Source organism: Mycobacterium genavense ATCC 51234, assembly GCF_000526915.1.
Classification (GTDB): Bacteria; Actinomycetota; Actinomycetes; order Mycobacteriales; family Mycobacteriaceae; genus Mycobacterium; species Mycobacterium genavense.
On the sequence record NZ_JAGZ01000001.1, the window covers coordinates 726,155 to 748,763 of the forward strand.

The 22,609-nt window shown below is 69.8% G+C and carries 18 protein-coding genes and 1 pseudogene; 15 read left to right on the forward strand and 4 right to left on the reverse strand.

What is annotated here, in order from left to right:
- Window positions 1–70: 70 nt before the first annotated feature.
- Complete coding sequence (locus T428_RS0103570; RefSeq protein WP_025735387.1) at window positions 71–475, forward strand: Rv2175c family DNA-binding protein; 405 nt, start codon at window positions 71–73, stop codon at window positions 473–475.
- On the opposite strand, the gene T428_RS0103575 is transcribed toward T428_RS0103570, so the two are convergent.
- Together T428_RS0103575 and idsA2 are read right to left on the reverse strand one after the other, a co-directional pair.
- Window positions 472–2,007 carry an alpha-(1->6)-mannopyranosyltransferase A gene (locus T428_RS0103575; protein ID WP_025735388.1) on the reverse strand — a complete coding sequence of 512 codons (1,536 nt, stop codon included), beginning with the start codon at window positions 2,005–2,007 and terminating at the stop codon, window positions 472–474. The two genes, T428_RS0103570 and T428_RS0103575, sit on opposite strands and share 4 nt — an antisense overlap.
- 4 nt (window positions 2,008–2,011) lie before the next feature.
- Complete coding sequence (idsA2, locus tag T428_RS0103580; protein ID WP_025735389.1) at window positions 2,012–3,061, reverse strand: bifunctional (2E,6E)-farnesyl/geranyl diphosphate synthase; 1,050 nt, start codon at window positions 3,059–3,061, stop codon at window positions 2,012–2,014.
- Window positions 3,062–3,265: 204 nt separating this feature from the next.
- Between idsA2 and T428_RS0103585 the strand changes: the two genes are divergently transcribed.
- Window positions 3,266–4,162, forward strand: coding sequence for a mycobacterial-type methylenetetrahydrofolate reductase (locus T428_RS0103585; RefSeq protein WP_025735390.1), 897 nt, complete (start codon window positions 3,266–3,268; stop codon window positions 4,160–4,162).
- Here the strand turns inward: T428_RS0103585 and lppM are convergent.
- Together lppM and T428_RS0103595 are read right to left on the reverse strand one after the other, a co-directional pair.
- Window positions 4,159–4,833, reverse strand: coding sequence for a lipoprotein LppM (lppM, locus tag T428_RS0103590; RefSeq protein ID WP_156942830.1), 675 nt, complete (start codon window positions 4,831–4,833; stop codon window positions 4,159–4,161). The genes T428_RS0103585 and lppM overlap by 4 nt on opposite strands.
- A 63-nt stretch (window positions 4,834–4,896) precedes the next feature.
- Window positions 4,897–5,499, reverse strand: coding sequence for a GNAT family N-acetyltransferase (locus tag T428_RS0103595; RefSeq protein ID WP_025735392.1), 603 nt, complete (start codon window positions 5,497–5,499; stop codon window positions 4,897–4,899).
- A gap of 338 nt (window positions 5,500–5,837) precedes the next feature.
- Here T428_RS0103595 and T428_RS0103600 point away from each other — a divergent pair, with 338 nt between their 5' ends.
- The 13 genes and pseudogenes from T428_RS0103600 to ftsQ all read left to right on the forward strand — a co-directional run bounded on the left by T428_RS0103600 (window position 5,838) and on the right by ftsQ (window position 22,504).
- The gene (locus tag T428_RS0103600) at window positions 5,838–6,239 is read left to right on the forward strand and encodes a DUF3040 domain-containing protein (RefSeq protein WP_025735393.1); all 402 of its coding nucleotides are present in this window, start codon (window positions 5,838–5,840) and stop codon (window positions 6,237–6,239) included.
- Window positions 6,240–6,578: 339 nt separating this feature from the next.
- On the forward strand, window positions 6,579–7,010 hold the full coding sequence (gene mraZ / locus T428_RS0103605) for a division/cell wall cluster transcriptional repressor MraZ (protein ID WP_025735394.1): 432 nt from the start codon (window positions 6,579–6,581) through the stop codon (window positions 7,008–7,010).
- Window positions 6,985–8,199: a 16S rRNA (cytosine(1402)-N(4))-methyltransferase RsmH gene (rsmH, locus tag T428_RS0103610; RefSeq protein ID WP_156942831.1), complete on the forward strand. Its 1,215-nt coding sequence runs from the start codon at window positions 6,985–6,987 to the stop codon at window positions 8,197–8,199. Before mraZ ends, rsmH begins: the two co-directional genes overlap by 26 nt.
- Window positions 8,196–9,473 carry a cell division protein FtsL gene (gene ftsL / locus T428_RS0103615; RefSeq protein WP_025735396.1) on the forward strand — a complete coding sequence of 426 codons (1,278 nt, stop codon included), beginning with the start codon at window positions 8,196–8,198 and terminating at the stop codon, window positions 9,471–9,473. Before rsmH ends, ftsL begins: the two co-directional genes overlap by 4 nt.
- Complete coding sequence (locus T428_RS0103620) at window positions 9,470–11,479, forward strand: peptidoglycan D,D-transpeptidase FtsI family protein (RefSeq protein WP_025735397.1); 2,010 nt, start codon at window positions 9,470–9,472, stop codon at window positions 11,477–11,479. The genes ftsL and T428_RS0103620 overlap by 4 nt, the downstream gene beginning before the upstream one ends.
- Window positions 11,480–11,594: 115 nt before the next feature.
- On the forward strand, window positions 11,595–13,115 hold the full coding sequence (locus T428_RS0103625) for a UDP-N-acetylmuramoyl-L-alanyl-D-glutamate--2,6-diaminopimelate ligase (protein WP_025735398.1): 1,521 nt from the start codon (window positions 11,595–11,597) through the stop codon (window positions 13,113–13,115).
- Window positions 13,112–14,647, forward strand: a complete 1,536-nt coding sequence (locus T428_RS0103630) for a UDP-N-acetylmuramoyl-tripeptide--D-alanyl-D-alanine ligase (RefSeq protein ID WP_025735399.1) — start codon at window positions 13,112–13,114, stop codon at window positions 14,645–14,647. Before T428_RS0103625 ends, T428_RS0103630 begins: the two co-directional genes overlap by 4 nt.
- The gene (gene mraY / locus T428_RS0103635; RefSeq protein ID WP_025735400.1) at window positions 14,644–15,723 is read left to right on the forward strand and encodes a phospho-N-acetylmuramoyl-pentapeptide-transferase; all 1,080 of its coding nucleotides are present in this window, start codon (window positions 14,644–14,646) and stop codon (window positions 15,721–15,723) included. Before T428_RS0103630 ends, mraY begins: the two co-directional genes overlap by 4 nt.
- Before the next feature lies 1 nt (window position 15,724).
- Complete coding sequence (gene murD, locus T428_RS0103640) at window positions 15,725–17,173, forward strand: UDP-N-acetylmuramoyl-L-alanine--D-glutamate ligase (RefSeq protein ID WP_036466870.1); 1,449 nt, start codon at window positions 15,725–15,727, stop codon at window positions 17,171–17,173.
- Window positions 17,174–17,376: 203 nt separating this feature from the next.
- Window positions 17,377–18,871: pseudogene (gene ftsW / locus T428_RS0103645) on the forward strand (putative lipid II flippase FtsW); the annotation flags it as partial.
- Entirely contained in the window at window positions 18,868–20,097 is a 1,230-nt protein-coding gene (murG, locus tag T428_RS0103650; RefSeq protein WP_025735403.1) for an undecaprenyldiphospho-muramoylpentapeptide beta-N-acetylglucosaminyltransferase, read from the forward strand. The pseudogene ftsW and the gene murG, both read left to right, overlap by 4 nt.
- The gene (murC, locus tag T428_RS0103655) at window positions 20,094–21,587 is read left to right on the forward strand and encodes a UDP-N-acetylmuramate--L-alanine ligase (RefSeq protein ID WP_025735404.1); all 1,494 of its coding nucleotides are present in this window, start codon (window positions 20,094–20,096) and stop codon (window positions 21,585–21,587) included. Before murG ends, murC begins: the two co-directional genes overlap by 4 nt.
- Window positions 21,584–22,504, forward strand: a complete 921-nt coding sequence (gene ftsQ / locus T428_RS0103660; RefSeq protein WP_025735405.1) for a cell division protein FtsQ — start codon at window positions 21,584–21,586, stop codon at window positions 22,502–22,504. The genes murC and ftsQ overlap by 4 nt, the downstream gene beginning before the upstream one ends.
- Window positions 22,505–22,609 lie beyond the last annotated feature (105 nt).

The following is a 22,609-nucleotide window of genomic DNA, read 5'->3' on the forward strand; positions in this document are numbered from 1 at the left end:
GTCGGCGATCGCCGGCAGAACATCCGGTCAAGGCGCCTCCGCGCCGGCTACCACGGCCTACACTGGCGCCGTGGGCAGTATTCCGGCCGGCGACGATGTTTTGGACCCCGACGAGCCAACCTACGACCTGCCCCGGGTCGCCGAATTGCTCGGCGTGCCGGTGAGCAAGGTGCAGCAGCAGCTGCGCGAAGGTCACCTGCTTGCGATCCGCCGCGCCGGGGGTGTGGTGATACCGCAGGTGTTCTTCACCAAGAGCGGGGAGGTCGTCAAGAGCCTGCCGGGATTGCTGACAATTTTGCACGACGGCGGCTATCACGAGACCGAGATCGCGCGCTGGCTGTTCACCCCCGACTCGTCGCTGACGGCGACGCGCGACGGCAGCCGCGACGCGCTGAACAACGCCCGCCCCGTCGACGCGTTGCACGCCCACCAGGCCCGCGAGGTGGTGCGCCGGGCCCAAGCCATGGCGTACTAAGCGGCGAGAGGTTCTTCGGCCTGCCTACCGGGCGCTTCCGGCGCCCGGTACAGCGCCCGCCAGGCGATCAGCGCCGCCAGGGTCGCCATCGAGAAGTGCGTCCAGGAATACATGCCGTGGGATCCGTTGGGCTTGAAAATCACCATGGCCCAGGTGGAAAGCCCGCCGATGACGGCGATCGCCCGTCGGGACTGCGCCAGCGGGGACGCCACCGCCAGCGGCCAGGAGTAGTACCAGGGCAGCGCGGCCGGCACGAACAGCACCACGATCAGCATCGACCACGCCATGCCGGTCAGCGCGCCCCGGTCGTCGTGACGGTACCGCCACCACAACAGCGGCAGCGACACCGCGATGATCACGATGCCGATGTAGCGGGTGATCCGCAGCGTGGCATAGAAGTTGACCGGGACGAACCCGTTGACGAGAAAGTGGATCACGTTGGCCGCCGCGGTCGGTACGGTCAGCCAGTTGATGATCTTCACCGATCCGGCCAGCGCGGTGAGCCAGCCCAGGCCGACGCCGGCGACCGCGGACAAGATGGCGAACACCGCCACGAAGATCAGCAGCCCCATCGCGGTGGCCGCGGCGAATGCCCGCACCGGCCGATATCCGCGTTGATCGCGCAGATGGCGCATCCACACCCAGACCAGAAACGGCAACGACAGCGCGGCGGTCGCCTTGACCGCGACCGCGATCGTGACCAGGGTGATGCCCAGGACGTGCCGGCGTGCGAAGGTCAGCGCGATGCCGGCGGTCATCAAGCCCACCATCAGCATCTCGTTGTGCACCCCGCCCATCAGGTGGATCAGCACCAGCGGGTTGAGCACACAGATCCACAACGCGGCCGCGCCGCTGGTGCCGATGTGGTGGGCGAGTCGGGGAGCGGCCCAGATCAACAGCGCCAGCCCCGGCAGCATGCACAAGCGCAGCAGCATGGTTCCGGCGATCACGTGATTGCCGACCATCACCGTGACGAGCTTGGCGATGAGGATGAACACCGGACCGTACGGCGCGGTGGTAATCGTCCAAATGGGGCTTACGTTGTCCAGCAACACATTCGGGTTGGCCACCGGGCCCACCGCGTAGGGGTCGAAGCCGTCGCGCAGCAGCGCGCCCTGCGCCAGATAGGAATAGGTGTCGCGGCTGAACACCGGCACCGATAACAGCAGTGGCGCCAACCAGCAGCCGGTGGTGGCGCGCACCACGAATTCGGTGGTCTCGCCGGCAATAACGCGCCGGCCCAGCGCCAGCCAGGCGATCAGCATCAGCGCCACGCCCGTCCACAACAGAATCGACGAGAGCACCAGCCCGTGGCCAAACCGCAGCCAGGACATGTGGATCGACTCCAGCACCGGGTCGTGTGGCTTGGTGCTGCCCGCGCCCAGGCCGCCGGCCGTGATCAGCACCGAACCCACGAACCCCAGCTTCGCGGGGCGGGCCTGCGGCGCGGCAGCGAACGCCTTGAGTAAGGAAAATTGTTCCGCAACAGACCTTTTCGCTGGCGCACCGTCGACGTCGCTCGGCATGGTCATCGCCTCAGGCGGCCTGGTCGGTGGCCAATCTGGCCAATTCGGACAGCCCGACCTTGGCCGGCGCGCTGATAGGTGCCGCCGCGAGTGCGGCCAGCGCCCGCTCGGTCAGGGAGGCGATGCGCTGCTCGGCCGCGGTCAGGGCTCCCACCGACTCGATGGCCTCGCGTAGGTCGGCCACTTGCGCGTCGGTCAACGGCGCGCCGATGGAATCCCGTAAGAGGTTGGCCGCCAAGGGATTTGACTTGTCCGCCAATTCCACTGCTTCGGCCAGCAGCACGGTGCGCTTGCCCGAGCGCAAGTCGTCGCCGGATGGCTTGCCCGTCACGGCGGGATCGCCGAACACGCCCAGCACGTCATCGCGTAGTTGGAATGCCACCCCGAGGTCGGTTCCGAGTTGGGCAAAGGCGGCCTGCACATCCGGGCGGTCGGCGGCCGCGGCCGCCCCGAGCTGCAGCGGCCGCGTCACCGTGTAGCAGGCGGTCTTGAATGTGTCGACGTTCATCGCTGACGCGATCGACTCGTCGGCGCCGGCCTCGGCGACGATGTCGAGGTATTGGCCGCCCAGTACCTCTGTGCGGATGTCGGCCCAGACTCGCCGGACTCGCCGCTGCGCATCCCGGGACAGGTCCGCGTCGAACACGATGTCGTCGGCCCACGCCAGGGCCAGGTCGCCCAGCAGGATGGCCGCCGACATCCCGAACCGATCCGCGGAGCCGCGCCACTTCCGCTCGCGGTGCAGCGCGGCGAAACGGACGTGCACGGTCGGCTTGCCCCGGCGGGTGGCGGAGTCGTCGATGACGTCGTCATGCACCAGCGCGCAGGCTTGCAGCAGCTCGAGCGCGGAAAACAGCAGCAGCGCCGGCCCGTCGGGCTCGGCGTCGGCGACCGCGCGCCATCCCCAGTAGGCGAAGGCGGGCCGCAGCCGTTTGCCGCCGGTGAGGACAAAGTCTTCGAGGGTCGAGATCAGCGTGGGATAGTCGCCACCGATGTAGGCGGTCTCGCCGCGCCGCGCGCGCAGGTACCGGCGGAGTTGCTCGGAAATCGCGCCGGTCAACTCGACGGTTGCCGCTGGCGATTTGAGGCTCAGCGCGGCGCCCCTTTCTGCTCTGACATGCCTCGGTGTTTCTATAGCCCGACCAGTGTATTCGCCACCCCGACGGGGTCCACCTTCCCATGGCCACGAGTCCCCGCCAAGGCGGGCGGTAACCCCGCGCCCCTATGCTGGCGAGGTGCCATTAGTCCGAGGGAGAGGAGCCGCGTGACTCTCAGCACCGTCGCGCTCGAGCTGGTGCCGCCGAACGTGGACGGGGGTCGGGAGCGGGCGCTGGACGAGGCGCGCAAGGTTTTGCAGTTCTCCGCCGAGTCCGGCCTCGACGGTCGCATCCGTCACGTGATGATCCCCGGCATCATCGCCGAGGACGACGACCGTCCGGTCCCGATGAAACCCAAATTCGACGTGCTGGACTTCTGGTCGGTCATCAAGCCCGAACTGCCCGGCATCGCCGGGTTATGCACGCAGGTCACCGCGTTCATGGACGAATCGACGCTGCGGGAGCGGCTGACCGAGCTCACCGATGCCGGCATGGAGGGCGTCGTGTTCGTCGGCGTCCCGCGCACCATGAACGACGGCGAGGGCTCCGGCGTCGCACCGACCGACGCCCTGTCGATCTATCGCGACCTGGTGGTCAACCGCGGCGTGATCCTGATTCCCACCCGCGAGGGCGAACACGGTCGGTTCAACTTCAAATGCGACCAGGGCGCCACCTACGGCATGACCCAGTTGCTGTACTCCGACGCGATCGTGGGCTTTTTGACCGACTTCGCCAAGACCACCGATCACCGGCCCGAGATCCTGCTGTCGTTTGGCTTCGTACCGCAGATGGAGAACAAGACCGGCCTGATCAACTGGCTCATTCAGGACCCGGGCAACGCCGCGGTGGCCGCCGAGCAGGAGTTCGTCAAGCAGCTCGCCGCCTGCGAACCGCCTCGGAAGCGCCAGATGATGCTCGACCTGTACAAGCGGGTGGTGGACGGTGTCGGCGAGCTGGGCTTTCCGCTGAGCATCCACCTGGAGGCGACCTACGGGCTGTCCGGCCCGGCGTTTGCCACCTTCGCCGAGATGATCGAGTACTGGTCTCCTACCCAGCGCGTCTAGCCCGATGGCGGCTGGTTGCCCGGGGTGGTGAACCGCTCGGAGCGGTCCCGGCTCATCCAGGCCAGCAGCGCGACCACGCCCGCCGCCGCGAACGACGCGATGCCCAGCCACACCCCCGCGCCAGTGAAGGAACGGGTGTTGGGATCGGTGTAACGCGCCTGGGCGGTCATCGTGCTCACCACACCCGGCTTGAGCTTCCACGACACCGCGTCGGGATCGACGCGGTCACCGTTGGTGGACGTCACGATGCCGGGAAAGGCGACGGTCAGCTCGACGTCGGCGTCCGGATCGGTCAGCGACGTCAGATCGGCGCGGCCTTCCAGGATCACCACGTTGCCGTTGCGCCGTAGCGACACGTTCACACCGGCGGCGTCGGAGTTCATGTTGGCCAGCTGCGGCAGTTCGCCAAACGTCAAGTCCGAGAACACCGCCTGCGACCCGACGTAGCCGTCGCTGTCGTAGTTCGACACCGCCACCTTCTCGCTGAACGGCAAATTGTTGGTGTCGAGCTGCGGGCCGGTGTCCTTGGGGGTCTTCGGTTTGGCCGCGGCGATGATCTCCCCGGACACTAGGTCGTCGGGCGAGACGGTCAGCGAGGCTCTGGCTCGCAGGCATCCGGTCGCCAGGGGCACCAGCAGCATCAGCATGGCGATGGCCAGCACGCGAGTCATTGCTCGGGTTCGACGTGGGGGAGAGCTGGCGCGCACCAGGTCATCGTGCCAGATCCGGTGGTGCTAGAGCGGTAGCGGGCGACCCAGGATCGCGAACGCCCGTGGGTCACCGGCGAAGTGGTAGCGGCGGATGATGTCGTCGAAGCCCAGCCGCCGGTACAACCGCCACGCGCGATTGGCCTCACCGTTGGTTTCCGGTGTCGAGAGCAGGACGTTGCGCTCGCAGCGCCCGGCGAGCAGCCGGCGGGCCAATGCCTCGCCGATCCCGCGGCCCTGGGCGCGCGGATGAATGTGCAGTTCGGTCAGCTCGAAATAGCTGCTCATCAGCCGCGCGATCTCCTGAGCCGGCAGACCGCCGCGTTGCATCCCCAACACCACCTGTTGCTGCCACCACTGCCCGGGCGCCCCCGGGTACCCGTAGGCCACCCCGAGCAACGGCGCATCGCTCAGTTCCGACGCCGACGGCACCGCGCCGCCCTCGGGGACGTCCGTCTCGACCGCCGCGGCGGCCTGCCACCCACGGCGGCGGATGTGCTCGAGCCACATTGCGGCCCGCTGGTTCTCGGCGCCCCGCGGGTACCGCATCGCGTCGATGTAGACCGCGAGGGCGTTACCGAGGCGGCGCTCCATATCGTTCGGTGGCAGATCGATGAGGAATATCGCCAACTCGCGGTGTCCTCCTCGTCACAGTGATCCGGCGTCGTGCACTTGTCGGCGTCGGCGGCGCAGCGGGCCCGGGCCCGTATGGCCATTATCGGGTCCGGGGGCGTTCGGGTGACGGGCGGTGGTGGCAATCTGTCGACGACCGGGCGGGTTTCGGCAAGGGTGTTGTAACGCTTCGCCGTTGCGGCCCGATGATCGTCGGGAAGCAACGGAGATAGAATCGCGGACGAACCAGTGGTACGGGTCAGATTGACCTCGTATCATTTGACTTAGTTGCCCATACAATGGGCATCCGCGTGCTATCGATAGTTACGTGTCAATCTGTCGGCAAGGAGGGACGAATGCCACTCTCCGATCATGAGCAGCGGATGCTCGATCAGATCGAGAGCGCTCTCTACGCCGAGGATCCCAAGTTCGCGTCGAGCGTACGTGGCGGGGGGTTCCGCGCACCCACTGCGCGACGCCGTCTGCAGGGTGCGGCTCTCTTCGTTATCGGTCTGGCGATGCTGGTTTCCGGCGTGGCCTTCAAGGCCACGATGATTGGCAGCTTCCCGATTCTCAGCGTCGTTGGCTTCGTTGTGATGTTCGGTGGCGTGGTGTTCGCCATTACCGGTCCGCGGATGTCCGGGCGCCCCAACCCATCCGGGCCCGCGCAGGGTTCGCGGCAACGCCGCAACAAGGGGGGCGGGGGCTCCTTCACCAGCTGCATGGAAGACCGCTTCCGCCGTCGCTTCGACGAGTGACCAACCGCAAACCTTAAGGGGCAGCCGACCGGCTGCCCCTTGTTTTTGTGCCTCGAGTCCGATTCGAATCCCAATCGAGGCCGATCCGCGCCCCACTCCGCCCCACCGGGGCGCCCCACTTCGCCCCACCGCCCGACTTTGGCGTCTGAAATGCGGTTTCCCAATGGCGCGCCCGCGCTCGGAAACGACGGTCCGCGGCCGCGGGCCGGCGTGACGTGGCAAATGATCCGCGAAACGCCCCGCCGACACCCCTTTTATGGGGCAAAGTGGGGGACTGTGGGGTATGGTGGCTGAAGTGTTTGGGCGCGGCGAGAGCCGGTCTCCGCAGGAGGTGAGCAGGTGTTTCTCGGCACCTACACGCCCAAACTCGACGACAAAGGGCGACTGACGTTGCCCGCCAAGTTCCGTGACGCGTTGGCAGGGGGGTTGATGGTCACCAAGAGCCAAGATCACAGCCTCGCCGTCTACCCGCGGGCGGAATTCGAGCAGTTCGCCCGCCGGGCCAGCAAGACGTCTCGAAGTAACCCGGAAGCCAGGGCGTTCCTGCGCAATCTGGCCGCCGGCACCGATGAGCAGCACCCCGATGCCCAGGGGCGCATCACCTTGTCGGCCGACCACCGCCGCTACGCCAACCTATCCAAGGAGTGCGTGGTGATCGGTGCGGTCGACTACCTCGAGATCTGGGATGCCCAGGCCTGGCAGGACTACCAGCAAACGCACGAAGAGAACTTCTCCGCGGCCAGCGATGAAGCACTCGGCGACATCATCTGAGGCGCATGCCCGTGCATCGTGGCCTCTGCCCGAACCGACCCTGGCGTACTTCCCCAACGCCAGGTTCGTAGCTTCGGACAGGGACCTCGGTGCCTGGGCCCCAGCCTTGGCGGTACGGCAGGGCCACAGGAGCGCACAGGCAGCTCGCCCGACCCCCGGAGGTGTTGCGGTGGCCGACAAGGACTTCGGGCATGTGCCCGTGCTGCTTTCGCGGTGCGTCGAACTGCTCACCCCGGCATTGACCCGTCGGCACGCCGACGGATCCGGCGCGGTGCTCGTCGATGCCACCCTCGGCGCGAGCGGGCACGCCCAACGATTCCTCACCGAACTTCCGGGCCTGCGATTGATCGGTCTCGACCGCGATCCCAGCGCCCTTGACATTGCCCGCGACCGGCTGGCGCCGTTCGCCGACCGAATCACACTGGTGCACACGCGGTATGACCGCATCGACGAAGCCCTGGCCGAATCCGGTTATGCCGCACAGGAATCGATCGACGGGGTGCTGTTCGATCTGGGTGTGTCGTCCATGCAACTCGACCGGGCCGAGCGCGGGTTCGCCTACGCCCAGGATGCGCCGCTGGACATGCGGATGGATCCGTCGTCCCCGCTGACCGCGGCCGACATCGTCAACACCTACGACGAGGCCGAACTGGCGAACATCCTGCACCGTTACGGCGAGGAGCGGTTCGCCCGCCGGATCGTCGCCCGCATCGTCCGCCGGCGGGCCAGCGCCCCGCTGCGCTCGACCGGCGAGCTCGTCGAGCTTCTGTACCAGGCGATTCCGGCCGCGGCCCGGCGCACCGGCGGGCACCCGGCCAAGCGCACCTTCCAGGCGCTGCGGATCGCGGTCAACGACGAGCTGGACACGCTGCGCCGGGCCGTCCCGGCCGCGTTGGATGCGCTCACCGTCGGTGGACGCATCGTGGTGATGGCCTACCAGTCGCTGGAAGACCGGATCGTCAAGCGCGAGTTCGCCGACGCGGTCGCTTCGGGCACGCCGGTGGATCTCCCGTTCGAGCTGCCCGGCCGCGGCCCGCGATTCCGGTCGCTGACCCGCGGTGCCGAGCGCGCCGGCGCCGACGAAATCGAACGTAACCCGCGCAGCACCGCCGTGCGACTACGGGCCTTGCAACGGCTGGACGTCGAGGGACAACCACACCCGCGGGTGACCGAGAAGGGCGACTCATGAAAGCGAAAGCCAAGCGCGAGGCGCCGAAACGCCGCACCGACCGGCGCGGTGGGCGTGACGTTGCCGCCCGCAAGGCCAGGCGCAACGCGGCGGACTCCACGACGCGGCGCACCCGGCCGGCGCGGGGTACGGCGACCGGTCGCGAGGCACGGGCGGCCACCTCCGGCCCGCAAACCAGCCCCAACGCACGGCCGGTCGAGCGCAAGGCGCGTCCCAAGAGCCGCGGCCAGGCCAAGGCCCGCGCCAAGGCGCGGAAAGCCAAAGCGCCCAAGGTTGTTCGGCCTCGGCTGAGTGAGCGGATAGCCATTCGGCTGTCGTCGGTCGACCTGCGTCCGCAGACGCTGCTGGCCAAGGTTCCGTTCGTCGTGCTGGTCATCGGCGCGCTCGGTCTCGGCCTGGCGCTCACGCTGTGGCTATCCACCGATTCCGCGGAGCGTTCCTACCAGTTGAGTCACGCGCGCGAGAAGAACCGGTTGTTGCAGCAGCAAAAGGAGGCGCTGGAACGCGATGTGCGCGAGGCGGAGGCCGCGCCGGCGCTGGCCGAAGCCGCCCGTAAGCAGGGCATGATCCCGACCCGCGACACCGCTCATCTGGTGCAGGATCCGTCCGGTAGCTGGGTGGTGGTCGGCACGCCCAAGCCCGCCGACGGCGTGCCGCCACCTCCGCTGAACACCAAGCTGCCCAAGGAAGGCCCGCCCGCACCGCCGAAACCGGCGGCGCTGCCGCCGGAAGTCCCGGTCCGCGTGCAACCGAATCCGGGTGCTGCGCTGGTGCCGGGCCGCGCCGGCGGGCCCGAGGCGCTGCTGCGCGCTCCGGATGGCTCGACGACACTGGGTGGTCAACATCTGGCGCCGGCTGCGCCCGGCGCGCCGGGCAGCCCTGGTGGCCCGATTGGCGGGCAATTCCCGGGTATGCTGCCGACGCCGGGTTTGCCGGCGCCAGGACTGCCGACCCAAGGACTTCCCACGCAAGGACTTCCGACGCAAGGACTTCCGGCACAGGCGCTGCCGGCCCCGGAGCTGCCGACGCCGGGTCTGCCGATGCCCGGGCTGCCCGCACCCGCGGGCCCGGCGGCCGCTCCGATGCCCGCCGAAGTGCCGATTCCGGTTGGCGGACCGCCCCTTTCGGTGCCGACGCCATTACCGGCGGAAGTGCCGGTCCCGGTACAACGGGCGCCGCAAGCCGCCGTCCCGGCATTGCTCGGGCCGCCAGCCACTCGGAACAACGGCGCGCAGGTCGCACCGCCCGGCGCCTCAGCAGGGCCCACCCGGTGAGTCGCGGCGAGGACGGCCGGACACGCCGGCCGCGACCGACGCGCGGTCCGCGTAAACCGCGACAGGCCAAAGACGTCCGGCAACCGAACCGCACGCGCAAGCCGGAAGCAAAGGGATTCCGCAAAGCCAAGAAATCCGGCGAGGCCCCGCTCGGCCATTCGGCTAACGAACGGCGTACCCGCCACGTCGTCGATGCGGCCCCGCGCGGCGGGTTGTTCGTCGTCCGGCATCGCGTCGGCTACGTGGTCATCCTGGTGCTGATGCTGGTGGCCGGGGCGCAGCTGTTCGTCCTGCAGGTCACCAACGCGCCGAAGCTGCGCGCCCAGGCCGCCGGGCAGCTCAAGGTCACCGACGTCTCGAAAGCCATCCGCGGCAGTATCGTCGACCGCAACAACCAGCAGCTGGCGTTCACCATCGAATCGCGGGCCCTGACGTTCCAGCCCAAGCGGATCCGCCAGCAACTGGAAGACGCCAGGAAGAAGAACCCGTCCGCTCCCGATCCCCAACAGCGGCTGCGGGACATCGCCAAAGAGGTTGCGGCGCGGCTGGACAACAAGCCGGACTACGCGACCCTGCTGAAGAAGCTGCAATCGGGCGACAACTTCGTCTACCTGGCGCGTGCCGTCGACCCGGCCATCGCCGGCGCCATCTCGGACAAGTACCCCGAGGTCGGGTCCGAGCGGCAGGACCTGCGCCAGTATCCGGGCGGGTCGTTGGCGGCCAACGTCGTCGGCGGCATCGACTGGGACGGCCACGGCCTGCTGGGCCTCGAGGACAGCATGGACTCGGTGCTGTCGGGCACCGACGGCTCGATCACCTACGACCGCGGGTCCGACGGCGTGGTCATCCCGGGCAGTTACCGCAACCGGCACAAGGCGGTCAACGGTTCGACCGTGCAGCTCACCATCGACAACGACATCCAGTTCTACGTGCAGCAGCAGGTCCAGCAGGCCAAGAATCTGTCTGGGGCACACAATGTTTCGGCCGTCGTGCTGGACGCGAAGACCGGTGAAGTGCTGGCCATGGCCAACGACAACACCTTCGACCCGTCCCAGGACATCGGTCGCCAGGGCGACCGGCAGCTGGGCAACCTGCCGGTGTCCTCGCCGTTCGAACCCGGTTCGGTGAACAAGATCATCACCGCGTCGTCGGTCATCGAATACGGCCTCTCCAACCCCGACGAGGTGCTGCAGGTGCCCGGCTCCATCAACATGGGTGGCGTCAACGTGCACGACGCGTGGGATCACGGCGTGATGCCCTACACCACCACCGGCGTGTTCGGGAAATCCTCCAACGTCGGCACCCTGATGCTGGCGCAACGCGTCGGGCCGGAACGCTTCTACGACATGGTCCGCAAGTTCGGGCTGGGGCAGCGCACCAACGTCGGGCTGCCCGGTGAGAGTGCCGGGCTGGTGCCGCCGATCGACCAGTGGTCGGGCAGCACGTTCTCCAACCTGCCTATCGGGCAAGGTCTTTCGATGACCTTGCTACAGATGACGGACATGTACCAGACCATCGCCAACGACGGGGTGCGGATCCCGCCGCGAATCATCAAGGCCACCATCGCCCCCGACGGCACCCGCACCGAAGAAGCGCGCCCGGAAGGTGTTCGGGTGGTCTCGGCGCAGACCGCGCAGACCGTGCGGGACATGCTGCGCGCCGTCGTGCAACACGACCCGATGGGCTACCAGCAGGGCACCGGTCCTGCGGCCGCGGTGCCCGGCTACCAGATGGCCGGCAAGACCGGTACCGCGCAGCAGATCAACCCGGGCTGCGGCTGCTACTTCGACAACGTCTACTGGATCACCTTCGCCGGGATGGCCACCGTCGACAATCCGCGCTACGTGATCGGCATCATGATGGACAACCCGGAGCGCAACGCCGACGGTACGCCCGGTCACTCCGCGGCCCCGCTGTTCCACAACATCGCGGGCTGGTTGATGCAGCGGGAGAACGTCCCGCTGTCGCCCGACCCGGGTCCGCCGCTGCTGTTGCAGGCCACCTAGCCGCTGCTGGCGCGGCCCCAAGCTGCGGGCGTGGCTTCCCCGGCCGGGCGCGTCTCGATAGGGTGTCATGGCTGATCGTGACGATCACGCGGCGTCCCGGGAAGGTGTGACTTGAATGCAGGCGTCGGATGAGCTGCGCCCCAGCAGGGGCGCGGGCGTGCGACTGCCCGCACTGGCGGCGCAAGTGGGCGCGGTGGCGGCCGGCGGCGGCGCCGTCCCGGACGTGCCGATCACCGGCGTGACGCTGCGGGCTCAGGACCTGGTGCCCGGTGATTTGTTCGCCGGGCTGCCCGGTTCGGCCACCCACGGCGCCCGCTATGCCGGCGACGCGATCGAACGTGGCGCGGTCGCGGTGCTCACCGACCCCGCCGGGCTCGCCGAGATGGGTGGTGCCCCCGCCGTGCCGACGCTGGTGCACCCGGCCCCGCGCAGTGTGCTCGGCGGGCTGGCGGCCACGGTCTACGGAAACCCGTCCGACCGGGTGACGGTGGTCGGCATCACCGGTACCTCCGGCAAGACCACCACGACCTATCTCGTCGAGTCGAGTTTGCGCGCCGGCGGTCACACCGCGGGGCTGATCGGCACCATCGGCATCCGCATCGACGGCGCCGACATCCCCAGCGCCCTGACCACTCCGGAGGCCCCCGCGCTGCAGGCGATGCTGGCCGCGATGGCCGAGCGCGGGGTGGACACCGTCGTCATGGAGGTTTCCAGTCACGCGCTGACGCTGGGTCGCGTCGACGGAACCCGTTTCGCGGTAGGCGGATTCACCAACCTGTCTCGCGACCACCTCGACTTCCACCCCACCATGGCCGACTACTTCGAGGCCAAAGCCCTGCTGTTCGACCAGAATTCGCCGTTGCATGCCCGCACGGCCGTGGTGTGCGTCGACGACGACGCTGGACGTGCGATGGCGCAGCGGGCCACCGATCCGATCACGGTCAGCGCGACGGGCCAACCGGCGCACTGGCGCGCGACCGACGTGACGCAGCGGGGAGCCGGACAGGAGTTCACCGCGGTGGACCCCGCCGGCGGCCGGCACCGGATCGGGATTCGGCTCACTGGTGCCTACAACATCTCGAATTGCCTTGTGGCACTGGCCATTCTCGACGCAGTCGGGGTCTCGCCGGATCGGGCGGCCGACGGGCTGCGCGACACCCGGGTTCCCGGGCGACTGGAAGAGGTCGACCGCGGCCAGGATTTCCTCGCCCTCGTCGACTACGCGCACAAGCCGGGCGCGCTGCGCGCGGTGCTGACCACCCTGCGGCAGCCGGGTCGGCGGCTGGCGGTGGTGTTCGGCGCCGGTGGCGATCGCGACCCGGGCAAGCGGGGGCCGATGGGGGCCGTCGCCGCCGAGCTGGCCGACTTGGTCGTCGTCACCGACGACAACCCGCGCAGCGAGGATCCCGCGCTGATCCGCCGCGAAATCCTGGACGGTACAACGGGATTCGCTGCGCAGGTGGTCGAGATCGGCGACCGGCGGGAGGCGATCCGGCACGCGGTCGGCTGGGCCAGGCCCGGCGACGTGGTGCTGATCGCCGGCAAGGGCCACGAAACCGGACAGCGCGCCGGCGATGTGGTGCGCCCGTTCGACGACCGGGTGGAACTCGCGCAGGCGTTGGAAGACCTCCGATGATCGAGATGACCGTCGCGCAGATCGCCGAAATCGTCGGCGGCACCCTGGCCGACGTCTCCGCGGAGGAGGCCGCCGAACTCCGCGTCACCGGGACCGTCGAATTCGACTCGCGCGCGGTCGGTCCCGGTGGGCTGTTCCTGGCGTTGCCCGGCGCGCGCTCGGACGGACACGACCACGCGGCCTCGGCGGTGGCCGCCGGTGCGGTGGCGGTGCTGGCCGCCCGGCCGGTCGGGGTTCCCGCGATCGTCGTCGCGCCCGAACCGGGCGACAGCCGCGCCGGCGTGCTCGAACACGACCCCGACGGGTCGGGCGCCGCGGTGCTGGGCGCCTTGGCCAAACTGGCCAAGGCGGTCGCCGAGGAGCTGGTCGCCGGCGGGCTGACCATCATCGGGATCACCGGCTCGTCGGGAAAGACGTCGACCAAAGACCTGGTGGCCGCGGTGCTCGAGCCGCTGGGCGAAGTGGTGGCCCCGCCGGGATCGTTCAACAACGAGCTGGGTCATCCCTGGACGGTGCTGCGCGCCACCCGGCGCACCGACTACCTGGTTCTGGAGATGTCGGCGCGCCATCCCGGCAATATTGCCGAGCTGGCGCGCATCGCCCCGCCCGCGATCGGGGTGGTGCTCAACGTGGGCACCGCGCACCTCGGCGAGTTCGGCTCGCGCGCGGCGATCGCGCGCACCAAATCCGAACTGCCACGAGCTGTTCCGCCGTCCGGCGTGGTCATCCTCAACGTCGACGACCCGTCGGTTGCGGCGATGGCGCATGTCTGCTCCGGTTGGGTGGTCCGGGTGAGCCGGGCCAGGCACACCGATTCGGGGCCCAGCGACGTCTGGGCCGAGGGCGTGTCGCTGGACGAATTGGCCAGGCCGCGCTTTACCCTGCACGCGATGGACGCGCGCGGCGCTGCCGAGGTCGAGATGCAACTCGGCGTCTTCGGCGAACACCAGGTCACCAATGCGCTGTGTGCCAGCGCGGTCGCCCTGCAGTGCGGCGCGAGCGTCGAGCAGATCGCCGCGTCGCTGGCCGCGGCCGGCCCGATGTCGCGGCACCGGATGCAGGTGAGCAACCGGGCCGACGGGGTGACCGTCATCGACGACGCCTACAACGCCAACCCCGACTCGATGCGGGCCGGACTGAAGGCGCTGGCCTCGATCGCCCGGGGTGGCCCGACGGAGCGACGCAGCTGGGCCGTGCTGGGCGAGATGGCCGAGCTCGGCGAGGAGGCGATCAGCGAGCACGATGCCATCGGCCGGCTGGCGGTGCGCTTAGATGTGTCTCGACTTGTTGTCGTGGGAACGGGGAGGTCGGTAGCCGCGATGCACCACGCTGCGGTCCTGGAAGGGGCATGGGGCTCGTGGGGAGCGCCCGGTGATAGGGGGGCCGTGCAAGTGGCCGACGCCGACGCCGCGTTGCAGTTGTTGCGGGCCGAACTGCGATCCGGCGACGTGGTCTTGGTGAAGGCGTCCAACGCCGCCGGACTCGGCGCTCTGGCCGACACGCTGGCGGCAGAGGGCGGGGCCCGCCCGTGAGACAGATTGTGGTGGCCGTCGCGATCGCTTTGACCGTGTCGATTCTGCTGACCCCGACGCTGATCCGGTTGTTCACCAAGCAGGGGTTCGGCCACCAGATCCGCGAGGACGGCCCGCCGAGTCACCACACCAAACGCGGTACGCCGTCGATGGGCGGCGTGGCGATCGTAGCGGGTATCTGGGCCGGCTACCTGGGCACCCACCTTGCCGGGCTGGCGTTCGACGGCGAGGGCGCCTCCGCGTCGGGCCTGCTGGTGCTGGGGCTGGCCACAATGCTGGGCGGCGTCGGCTTCCTCGACGACCTGATCAAGATCCGCCGTTCGCGCAACCTGGGCCTGAACAAGACGGCCAAGACCGTCGGGCAGATCGTGGCCGCGGTGCTGTTCGGGGTGCTGGTCTTGCAGTTCCACAACGCCAACGGCCTGACACCGGCCAGCGTGGATATTTCCTACGTGCGTGAAATCGCCACCGTCACCCTGGCTCCAGGGCTCTTCGTGCTGTTCTGCGTCGTCATCGTCAGCGCCTGGTCCAACGCGGTCAACTTCACCGACGGCCTCGACGGGCTGGCCGCTGGCTGCATGGCGATGGTCACCGGTGCCTACGTGCTGATCACCTTCTGGCAGTACCGCAACGGCTGCGCCACCGCGCCGGGACTGGGCTGCTACAACGTGCGCGACCCGCTGGACCTGGCCTTGGTGGCCGCCGCGACCGCGGGCGCCTGCATCGGCTTTCTGTGGTGGAACGCCGCGCCCGCCAAGATCTTCATGGGCGATACCGGTTCGCTGGCGCTGGGCGGGATCATCGCGGGCCTGTCCGTGGCCAGCCGCACCGAGTTGCTGGCGGTGGTGCTGGGTTCGCTGTTCGTCGCCGAAGTCGTCTCGGTGGTGCTACAGATCCTGACCTTCCGCACCACCGGGCGCCGGGTGTTCCGGATGGCGCCGTTTCATCACCATTTCGAGTTGAGCGGCTGGGCCGAAACGACGGTGATCATCCGGTTCTGGCTGCTCACCGCGATCGCCTGCGGGCTGGGTGTGGCGCTGTTCTACGGTGAGTGGTTCGCCACGATCGGCGCATGACATGTCCGGGCTGCAACCGTTGGTGGCCGGTGCACCCGTCCTGATCGCCGGTGCCCGGGTAACCGGTCGGGCGATCCTGGGCGCGCTGACCCGGTTCGGCGCCGTCGCCACCCTGTGCGACGACGATCCGGCCATGCTCGGCCCGGACGCCGAAAACGGTGTCCGCACAGTCGATCCCGCGACCGCCGTGCGCCAGATCGCGGATTACGCGCTGGTGGTCACCAGCCCCGGATTCCAGCCGTCGGCTCCGGTGTTTGCCGCGGCCGCCGCCGCGGGCCTGCCGATCTGGGGTGACGTGGAACTGGCCTGGCGCCTCGACGCCGCGGGGTGCTACGGGACGCCGCGGCGCTGGCTGGTGGTGACCGGCACCAACGGCAAGACCACGACCACCTCGATGCTGCACGCGATGTTGGTCGCCGACGGGCGGCGCAGCCTGCTGTGCGGCAACATCGGCGACCCGGTGCTGGACTTTCTGGACCAGCCGGCCGACCTGCTGGCCGTGGAACTGTCCAGTTTCCAACTGTTTTGGGCACCGTCGCTGCGTCCCGAGGCGGGCGTGGTGCTCAACATCGCCGAGGACCACCTGGATTGGCATGCGTCGATGGCCGAGTACACCGCGGCCAAGGCCCGGGTGCTGGGCGGCCGGGTCGCGGTCGTCGGGCTGGACGACAGCCGCGCGGCCGCCTTGCTGAGCGGCGCCGCGGCGCCGGTGCGGGTGGGTTTCCGGCTCGGTGAGCCGGCCGCGGGGGAGCTCGGTGTCCGCGACGGTCTGCTAGTGGACCGCGCGTTTGCCGACGATCTGGAGCTGCTGCCGGCCGCGGCGATCCCGGTGCCCGGCCCGGTCGGCGTGCTCGACACGCTGGCCGCGGCGGCGCTGGCCCGCAGCGTCGACGTGCCCGCCGCGGCGATCGCGGAGGCCGTCTCGATGTTTCAGCTGGGCCGGCACCGCAGCGAGACCGTCGCGGTGGCCGACGGGATTCGGTACGTCGACGATTCGAAGGCCACCAACCCGCACGCGGCCGAGGCCTCGATCATGGCCTACCCGCGGGTGGTGTGGGTGGCCGGCGGTTTGCTCAAGGGCGCCTCGCTGGATGCGGAGGTCGCCAGGATCGCATCTCGGCTGGTCGGCGCCGTGCTCATCGGCCGAGACCGGCAAGAGGTTGCCGAGGCGTTATCGCGACACGCGCCCGATGTCCCCGTCGTCCAGGTTGTGACAGGCGAGGATGCTGATATGCATGCGACTGCTGATGCTAATGTGACGAATGTTGACAGTGTGGGGGATAGTCTCGGCGCTCGCGTAATGACCGCTGCGGTGGCGGCGGCTCGTGACTTGGCAAAAGCGGGGGATACGGTGCTGCTGGCACCGGCAGGTGCATCGTTTGACCAGTTCAGCAGCTACGCCGACCGTGGTGAAGCCTTCGCCGCCGCCGTACGCGCGGCGCTGCGGTAGGCGGGTGTGGGTAACGCGCTGACCCGGCGCCTCCGCCGGGGGAAGACGAAGATCGAGGCCCCGCCGGTCGATCCGGTCAAGGCGGCGGACGTCGCCGAGGACGAGGCGCCGACGGACACGATGCACACCGCGGACGCTCCCGAGGCCCCCGAACCGCCCGAGGACAAGGCCCCGGCGGCGGCCAAGGTCCAGGTCAAAGATCCGCAGCACCGTCCGGGAGCTCGTTTCGGCGTCTGGCTGGGCCGGCCGATGACCTCCTTTCACCTGATCATCGCGATCGCCGGGTTGCTGACCACGCTGGGCCTAACCATGGTGCTCTCCGCGTCGGGCGTGCGCTCCTACGGTGACGACGGGTCGGCGTGGGTGATCTTCGGCAAGCAGGTGTTGTGGACGATCATCGGGGTCGTCGGCGCCTACGTCTCGATGCGGCTGCCGGTGCGGTTCATCCGCCGGGTGGCCTTCCCGGCCTACCTCGTCACCATCATCTTGCTGGTCCTGGTGCTGGTTCCCGGCATCGGAAACCTCGCCAACGGCTCGCGGAAGTGGTTCGTCGTCGCGGGCTTTTCGATGCAGCCCTCCGAGCTGGCCAAGATCGCGTTCGCCATCTGGGGTGCACACCTGCTTGCGTCCCGGCGGATGGAGCGGGCCTCGCTGCGCGAGATGCTGATCCCGCTGGTGCCGGCGGCCGTCATCGCGCTGGGGCTGATCGTGGCCCAGCCCGACCTGGGGCAGACAATGTCGATGGGCATCATCCTGCTGGCCCTGCTGTGGTACGCCGGGCTGCCGCTGCGCGTCTTCGGGACGTCGCTGCTGGCCGTCTTCATGGCCGGCGCGGTGCTGGCCATGTCCGCCGGTTACCGGTCGGAGCGGGTGCGGTCGTGGATCAACCCCGAGAACGACCCGCAGGACACCGGTTATCAGGCCCGTCAGGCGAAGTTCGCGCTGGCCCACGGCGGCATCTTCGGCGACGGCCTCGGCCAGGGCACCGCCAAATGGAACTACCTACCCAACGCCCACAACGACTTCATCTTCGCGATCATCGGTGAGGAGCTCGGTTTCATCGGCGCGTTCGGGCTGCTGGCGCTGTTCGGGTTGTTCGCCTACACCGGCATGCGGATCGCGCGACGGTCGGCCGACCCGTTCCTGCGGCTGCTGACCGCGACCACCACGATGTGGATCATTGGGCAGGCGTTCATCAACATCGGCTACGTGATCGGCGTGCTGCCGGTCACCGGCCTGCAGCTGCCGTTGATATCCGCGGGTGGAACATCCACCGCCGCAACGCTTTTCATGATCGGGATCATGTGCAACGCGGCGCGGCACGAACCCGAGGCGGTGGCCGCGCTGCGCGCCGGACGCGACGACAAGATGAACCGGCTGCTGCGGCTGCCGCTGCCCGAACCGTATTCGCCGACGCGGCTCGAGACGTTTCGCGACCGGACGCGCGCAAAGCCGCGACCGCCGCGCCGACCCGCGCCCGCACGCGGCCGCAAGGCCCCGGCCCGGAAAGCCGAGCCACCGGTCCGCACCGCCGCCCGCGAGCCCGAGCCGCCACTGCGACCGGTTTTCGGGCGGACAGCCGCCCGCGCGGAACCCCGGTCAAGGCATCATGGATCTGACCAGCGCTACCCCAGACAGGGAGCCGGTCAGCGCCGGACGCGGCGCGCTCGCGCATTGGAAGGTCAGCGTTACGGGTGAACCACACGGTCAAGCAGCCGGCCGGCGGGCAGGGGGTAGGTCCCTCGCCCGCGGGTGCCGCATCATCGGTCCGGCCATCGGTCGAAGCCGCCCTGTCGGTCGTACTAGCCGGCGGCGGCACCGCCGGACACGTGGAGCCGGCGATGGCCGTGGCCGATGCGCTGCGCGTGCTGGATCCGCGGGTCCGGATCACCGCGCTGGGCACCGCGCGCGGACTCGAGACCAGGCTGGTGCCGGCGCGCGGCTACCACCTCGAGCTGATCACGCCGGTCCCGCTGCCGCGTAAACCCAGCGGTGACCTGGCCCGGCTGCCACCGCGGGTGTGGCGCGCCGTGCGCGAGACCCGCTCGGTGCTCGACGTCGTCGACGCCGACGTGGTGGTGGGTTTCGGCGGCTACGTGGCCCTCCCGGCCTACCTCGCGGCCCGGGGTTTTCCGGGGTTCCGGCGCCGCATCCCGGTGGTGATTCACGAGGCCAACGCCCGTGCCGGGCTGGCCAACCGGGTCGGTGCCCGCACCGCGGACCGGGTGCTGTCCGCGGTGCCGGATTGCGGGCTGCGCCGTGCCGAGGTGGTCGGGGTGCCGGTGCGGGCGGCCATCACCACGCTGGACCGCGCGGCGCTGCGCGCGCAGGCCCGCCGGTACTTCGGATTCCCAGCCGACGCGCGGGTGCTGCTGGTGTTCGGCGGTTCGCAAGGAGCGGTCTCGCTGAACCGCGCGGTCGCCGCGGCCGCGGCCGACTTGGCCGCCGCGGGCGTGTCCGTCTTGCACGCGTACGGCCCGAAGAACACCCTCGAGCTGCGCGAACCGCAGCCCGGCGATCCGCCGTACCGCGCGGTGCCGTATCTGGACCGGATGGACCTGGCCTACGCGGCCGCCGATCTGACCATCTGCCGCTCCGGGGCGATGACAGTCGCCGAGGTGTCGGCCGTCGGTCTGCCGGCGATCTACGTTCCGCTGCCGATCGGCAACGGCGAGCAGCGGCTCAACGCGCTGCCGGTGGTCAACGCCGGCGGCGGCATGGTCGTCCCCAACGCCGCCCTGACCCCGGACCTGGTGGCCCGCGAGGTGATCGGGCTGCTCACCGACCCGCCGCGGCTGGCGGCGATGACGGCCGCGGCCGCCCGGGTGGGGCATCGGGACGCCGCGCGCCAGGTGGCCGAGGCGGCCCTGGACATCGCGCGCCAAGCACGTGATAGGGGGCCGGCAGCCGGGGGGCCGCGATGACCGCCGACCAGTTGCCCGCGGACCTGCAACGGGTGCACATGGTGGGCATCGGGGGAGCCGGCATGTCGGGCATCGCCCGCATCCTGCTGGACCGCGGCGGACAGGTCTCCGGCTCCGACGCCAAGGAGTCGCGCGGTGTGCACGCGCTGCGGGCCCGGGGCGCCCAGATCCGCATCGGACACGACCCGTCCTGGCTGGACCTGCTGCCCGGCGGCCCGACCGCGGTCATCACCACCCACGCCGCCATCCCGAAGACCAACCCCGAACTCGTCGAGGCCCGCCGCCGCGGCATCCCGGTGGTGCTGCGGCCGACTGTGCTGGCCAAGCTGATGCAGGGGCGCACCACGCTGATGGTCACCGGCACTCACGGCAAAACCACGACCACCTCGATGCTGGTCGTGGCCCTGCAGCAGTGCGGGCGCGACCCCTCGTTCGCGGTCGGCGGGGATCTCGGCGAGGCCGGCACCAACGCCCACCACGGCAGCGGCGACTGCTTCGTCGCCGAGGCCGACGAAAGCGACGGCTCGCTGCTCGAGTACACGCCCAACGTCGCGGTCGTCACCAACATCGAGACCGATCACCTGGACTTCTACGGCAGCGAAGACGCCTACGTCGCGGTCTTCGACGCGTTCGTCGAGCGGCTGGCCCCCGGCGGCGCGCTGGTGGTGTGCACCGACGACCCGGGTGCGGCCGCGCTGGCGCGGCGCAGCGCCGAGCTGGGCATCCGGGTAGTGCGCTACGGATCCGGGACACACGGGCCGTCGGACCGGGAGGCCCCCGCAAGCGGGAGGTACCCCCAGGCCGGGACGCTGCTGTCCTGGGAGCAGCAGGGCACCGGGGCCGTCGCGCACATCCGGCTGGGCGACCAACCGGTGCGGGCGATGCGGCTGTCGGTGCCCGGGCGGCACATGGCACTCAACGCGCTCGGCGCGTTGCTGGCCGCGATCGAGGTCGGCGCGCCGACCGACCAGGTGCTCGACGGGCTGGCCGGTTTCGAGGGCGTGCGACGTCGCTTCGAACTGGTCGGAACCGTGGGGTCGGTGCGGGTGTTCGACGACTACGCCCACCATCCGACCGAGATCAGCGCGGCGCTGGCGGCGGTCCGCACCGTCGTCGAGCAGGGCGGCGAGGGTCGCTCGCTGGTGGTGTTCCAGCCCCATTTGTATTCGCGCACAAAGGCTTTCACTGCCGAGTTCGGTCACGCGCTGGACGCTGCCGACGAGGTGTTCGTGCTGGACGTGTACGGCGCGCGCGAACAGCCGTCGGCCGGGGTCAGCGGGGCCACCGTCGCCGAGCATGTCAGCGTGCCGGCGCGCTACCTGCCCGACTTCTCCGCGGTCGCCGAGCAGGTCGCCGCGGCCGCCGGTCCCGGGGACGTCATCGTGACGATGGGCGCCGGCGACGTGACGCTGCTGGGGGCCGAGATCGTCGCCGCGCTGCGGGTGCGCGCCAATCGCAGCGCGCCCGGTGCGCCCGGGGTGTTGCGATGACCGACCCCACCCCGCCCGTCGACGAGAGCGCGGTCACCGTGCCGATCCCCGTCGAAGACGCCCAGCCCGAGGCCGGGCAATCCGCGGGCCAGCAAGTCGAATTCGAGGGGCCCCGCCGCCGGGCCCGCCGCGAACGCGCCGAGCGCCGCGCCGCACAGGAACGGGCCATCGCGATCGAGCAAGCGCGCCGCGAAGCCAAGCGCCGGGCCAGCGGACGCATCGTCAGTCCGCCCAAAAAACCCGCGCGCGGCGTGGTCCGGGGCCTGAAGATGTTGCTCGCGACCGTGATGTTGGTCATCGTCGGGATCGGGCTGGCGCTGATTCTCTACTTCACGCCGGTGATGTCGGCGCGCGACATCGTCGTCACCGGCACCGGCGCGGTGTCCCGCGAAGAGGTGCTCGACGCCGCGCGGGTGCGGGTCGGCACACCGCTGCTGCAGATCAACACCAACCAGGTCGCCGACCGGGTGGCGGCGATCCGCCGGGTGGCCAGCGCCCGGGTGCAACGGCAATATCCGTCGGCGCTGCGGATCACGATCGTCGAGCGAGTCCCGGTGGTGGTCAAGGACTTTCCCGACGGGCCGCACCTGTTCGACCGCGACGGCGTCGACTTCGCGACCGCACCGCCGCCACCGGCGCTGCCGTACATCGACGTCACCAATCCCGGGCCGAACGACCCGACGACCAAGGCCGCGCTGCAGGTATTGCTGGCGCTGCGCCCCGAGGTCGCCGACCAGGTGGGCCGGATCGCGGCGCCCTCGCTTGCCTCGATCACGCTGACCCTCGGCGACGGGCGGGTGGTGATCTGGGGCACCACCGATCGCACGGACGAGAAGGCCGAAAAGCTCGCCGCCCTGCTCACCCAGCCGGGCAAGACCTACGACGTGTCCAGCCCCGATCTACCCACCGTCAAGTAGCGTCCGGGCGCTTCGGGGCCGCTCAGTGCCCGAAAATTGACGAAAATTTGCGCGCGGCATGTCGGCGCGCCTGCGGGGTTAGCGCGCGTCGTACCCATACCGTTC

What these genes read in the sequence shown, in the direction of transcription:
- T428_RS0103575 (WP_025735388.1), bottom strand. Translation starts at nt 2,007, where the DNA reads ATGACCATGCCGAGCGACGTCGACGGTGCGCCAGCGAAAAGGTCTGTT.
- lppM (WP_156942830.1), bottom strand. Translation starts at nt 4,833, where the DNA reads ATGACTCGCGTGCTGGCCATCGCCATGCTGATGCTGCTGGTGCCCCTG.
- T428_RS0103600 (WP_025735393.1), top strand. Translation starts at nt 5,838, where the DNA reads ATGCCACTCTCCGATCATGAGCAGCGGATGCTCGATCAGATCGAGAGC.
- rsmH (WP_156942831.1), top strand. Translation starts at nt 6,985, where the DNA reads ATGAAGCACTCGGCGACATCATCTGAGGCGCATGCCCGTGCATCGTGG.
- ftsL (WP_025735396.1), top strand. Translation starts at nt 8,196, where the DNA reads ATGAAAGCGAAAGCCAAGCGCGAGGCGCCGAAACGCCGCACCGACCGG.
- T428_RS0103625 (WP_025735398.1), top strand. Translation starts at nt 11,595, where the DNA reads ATGCAGGCGTCGGATGAGCTGCGCCCCAGCAGGGGCGCGGGCGTGCGA.
- T428_RS0103630 (WP_025735399.1), top strand. Translation starts at nt 13,112, where the DNA reads ATGATCGAGATGACCGTCGCGCAGATCGCCGAAATCGTCGGCGGCACC.
- murD (WP_036466870.1), top strand. Translation starts at nt 15,725, where the DNA reads ATGTCCGGGCTGCAACCGTTGGTGGCCGGTGCACCCGTCCTGATCGCC.
- murC (WP_025735404.1), top strand. Translation starts at nt 20,094, where the DNA reads ATGACCGCCGACCAGTTGCCCGCGGACCTGCAACGGGTGCACATGGTG.
- ftsQ (WP_025735405.1), top strand. Translation starts at nt 21,584, where the DNA reads ATGACCGACCCCACCCCGCCCGTCGACGAGAGCGCGGTCACCGTGCCG.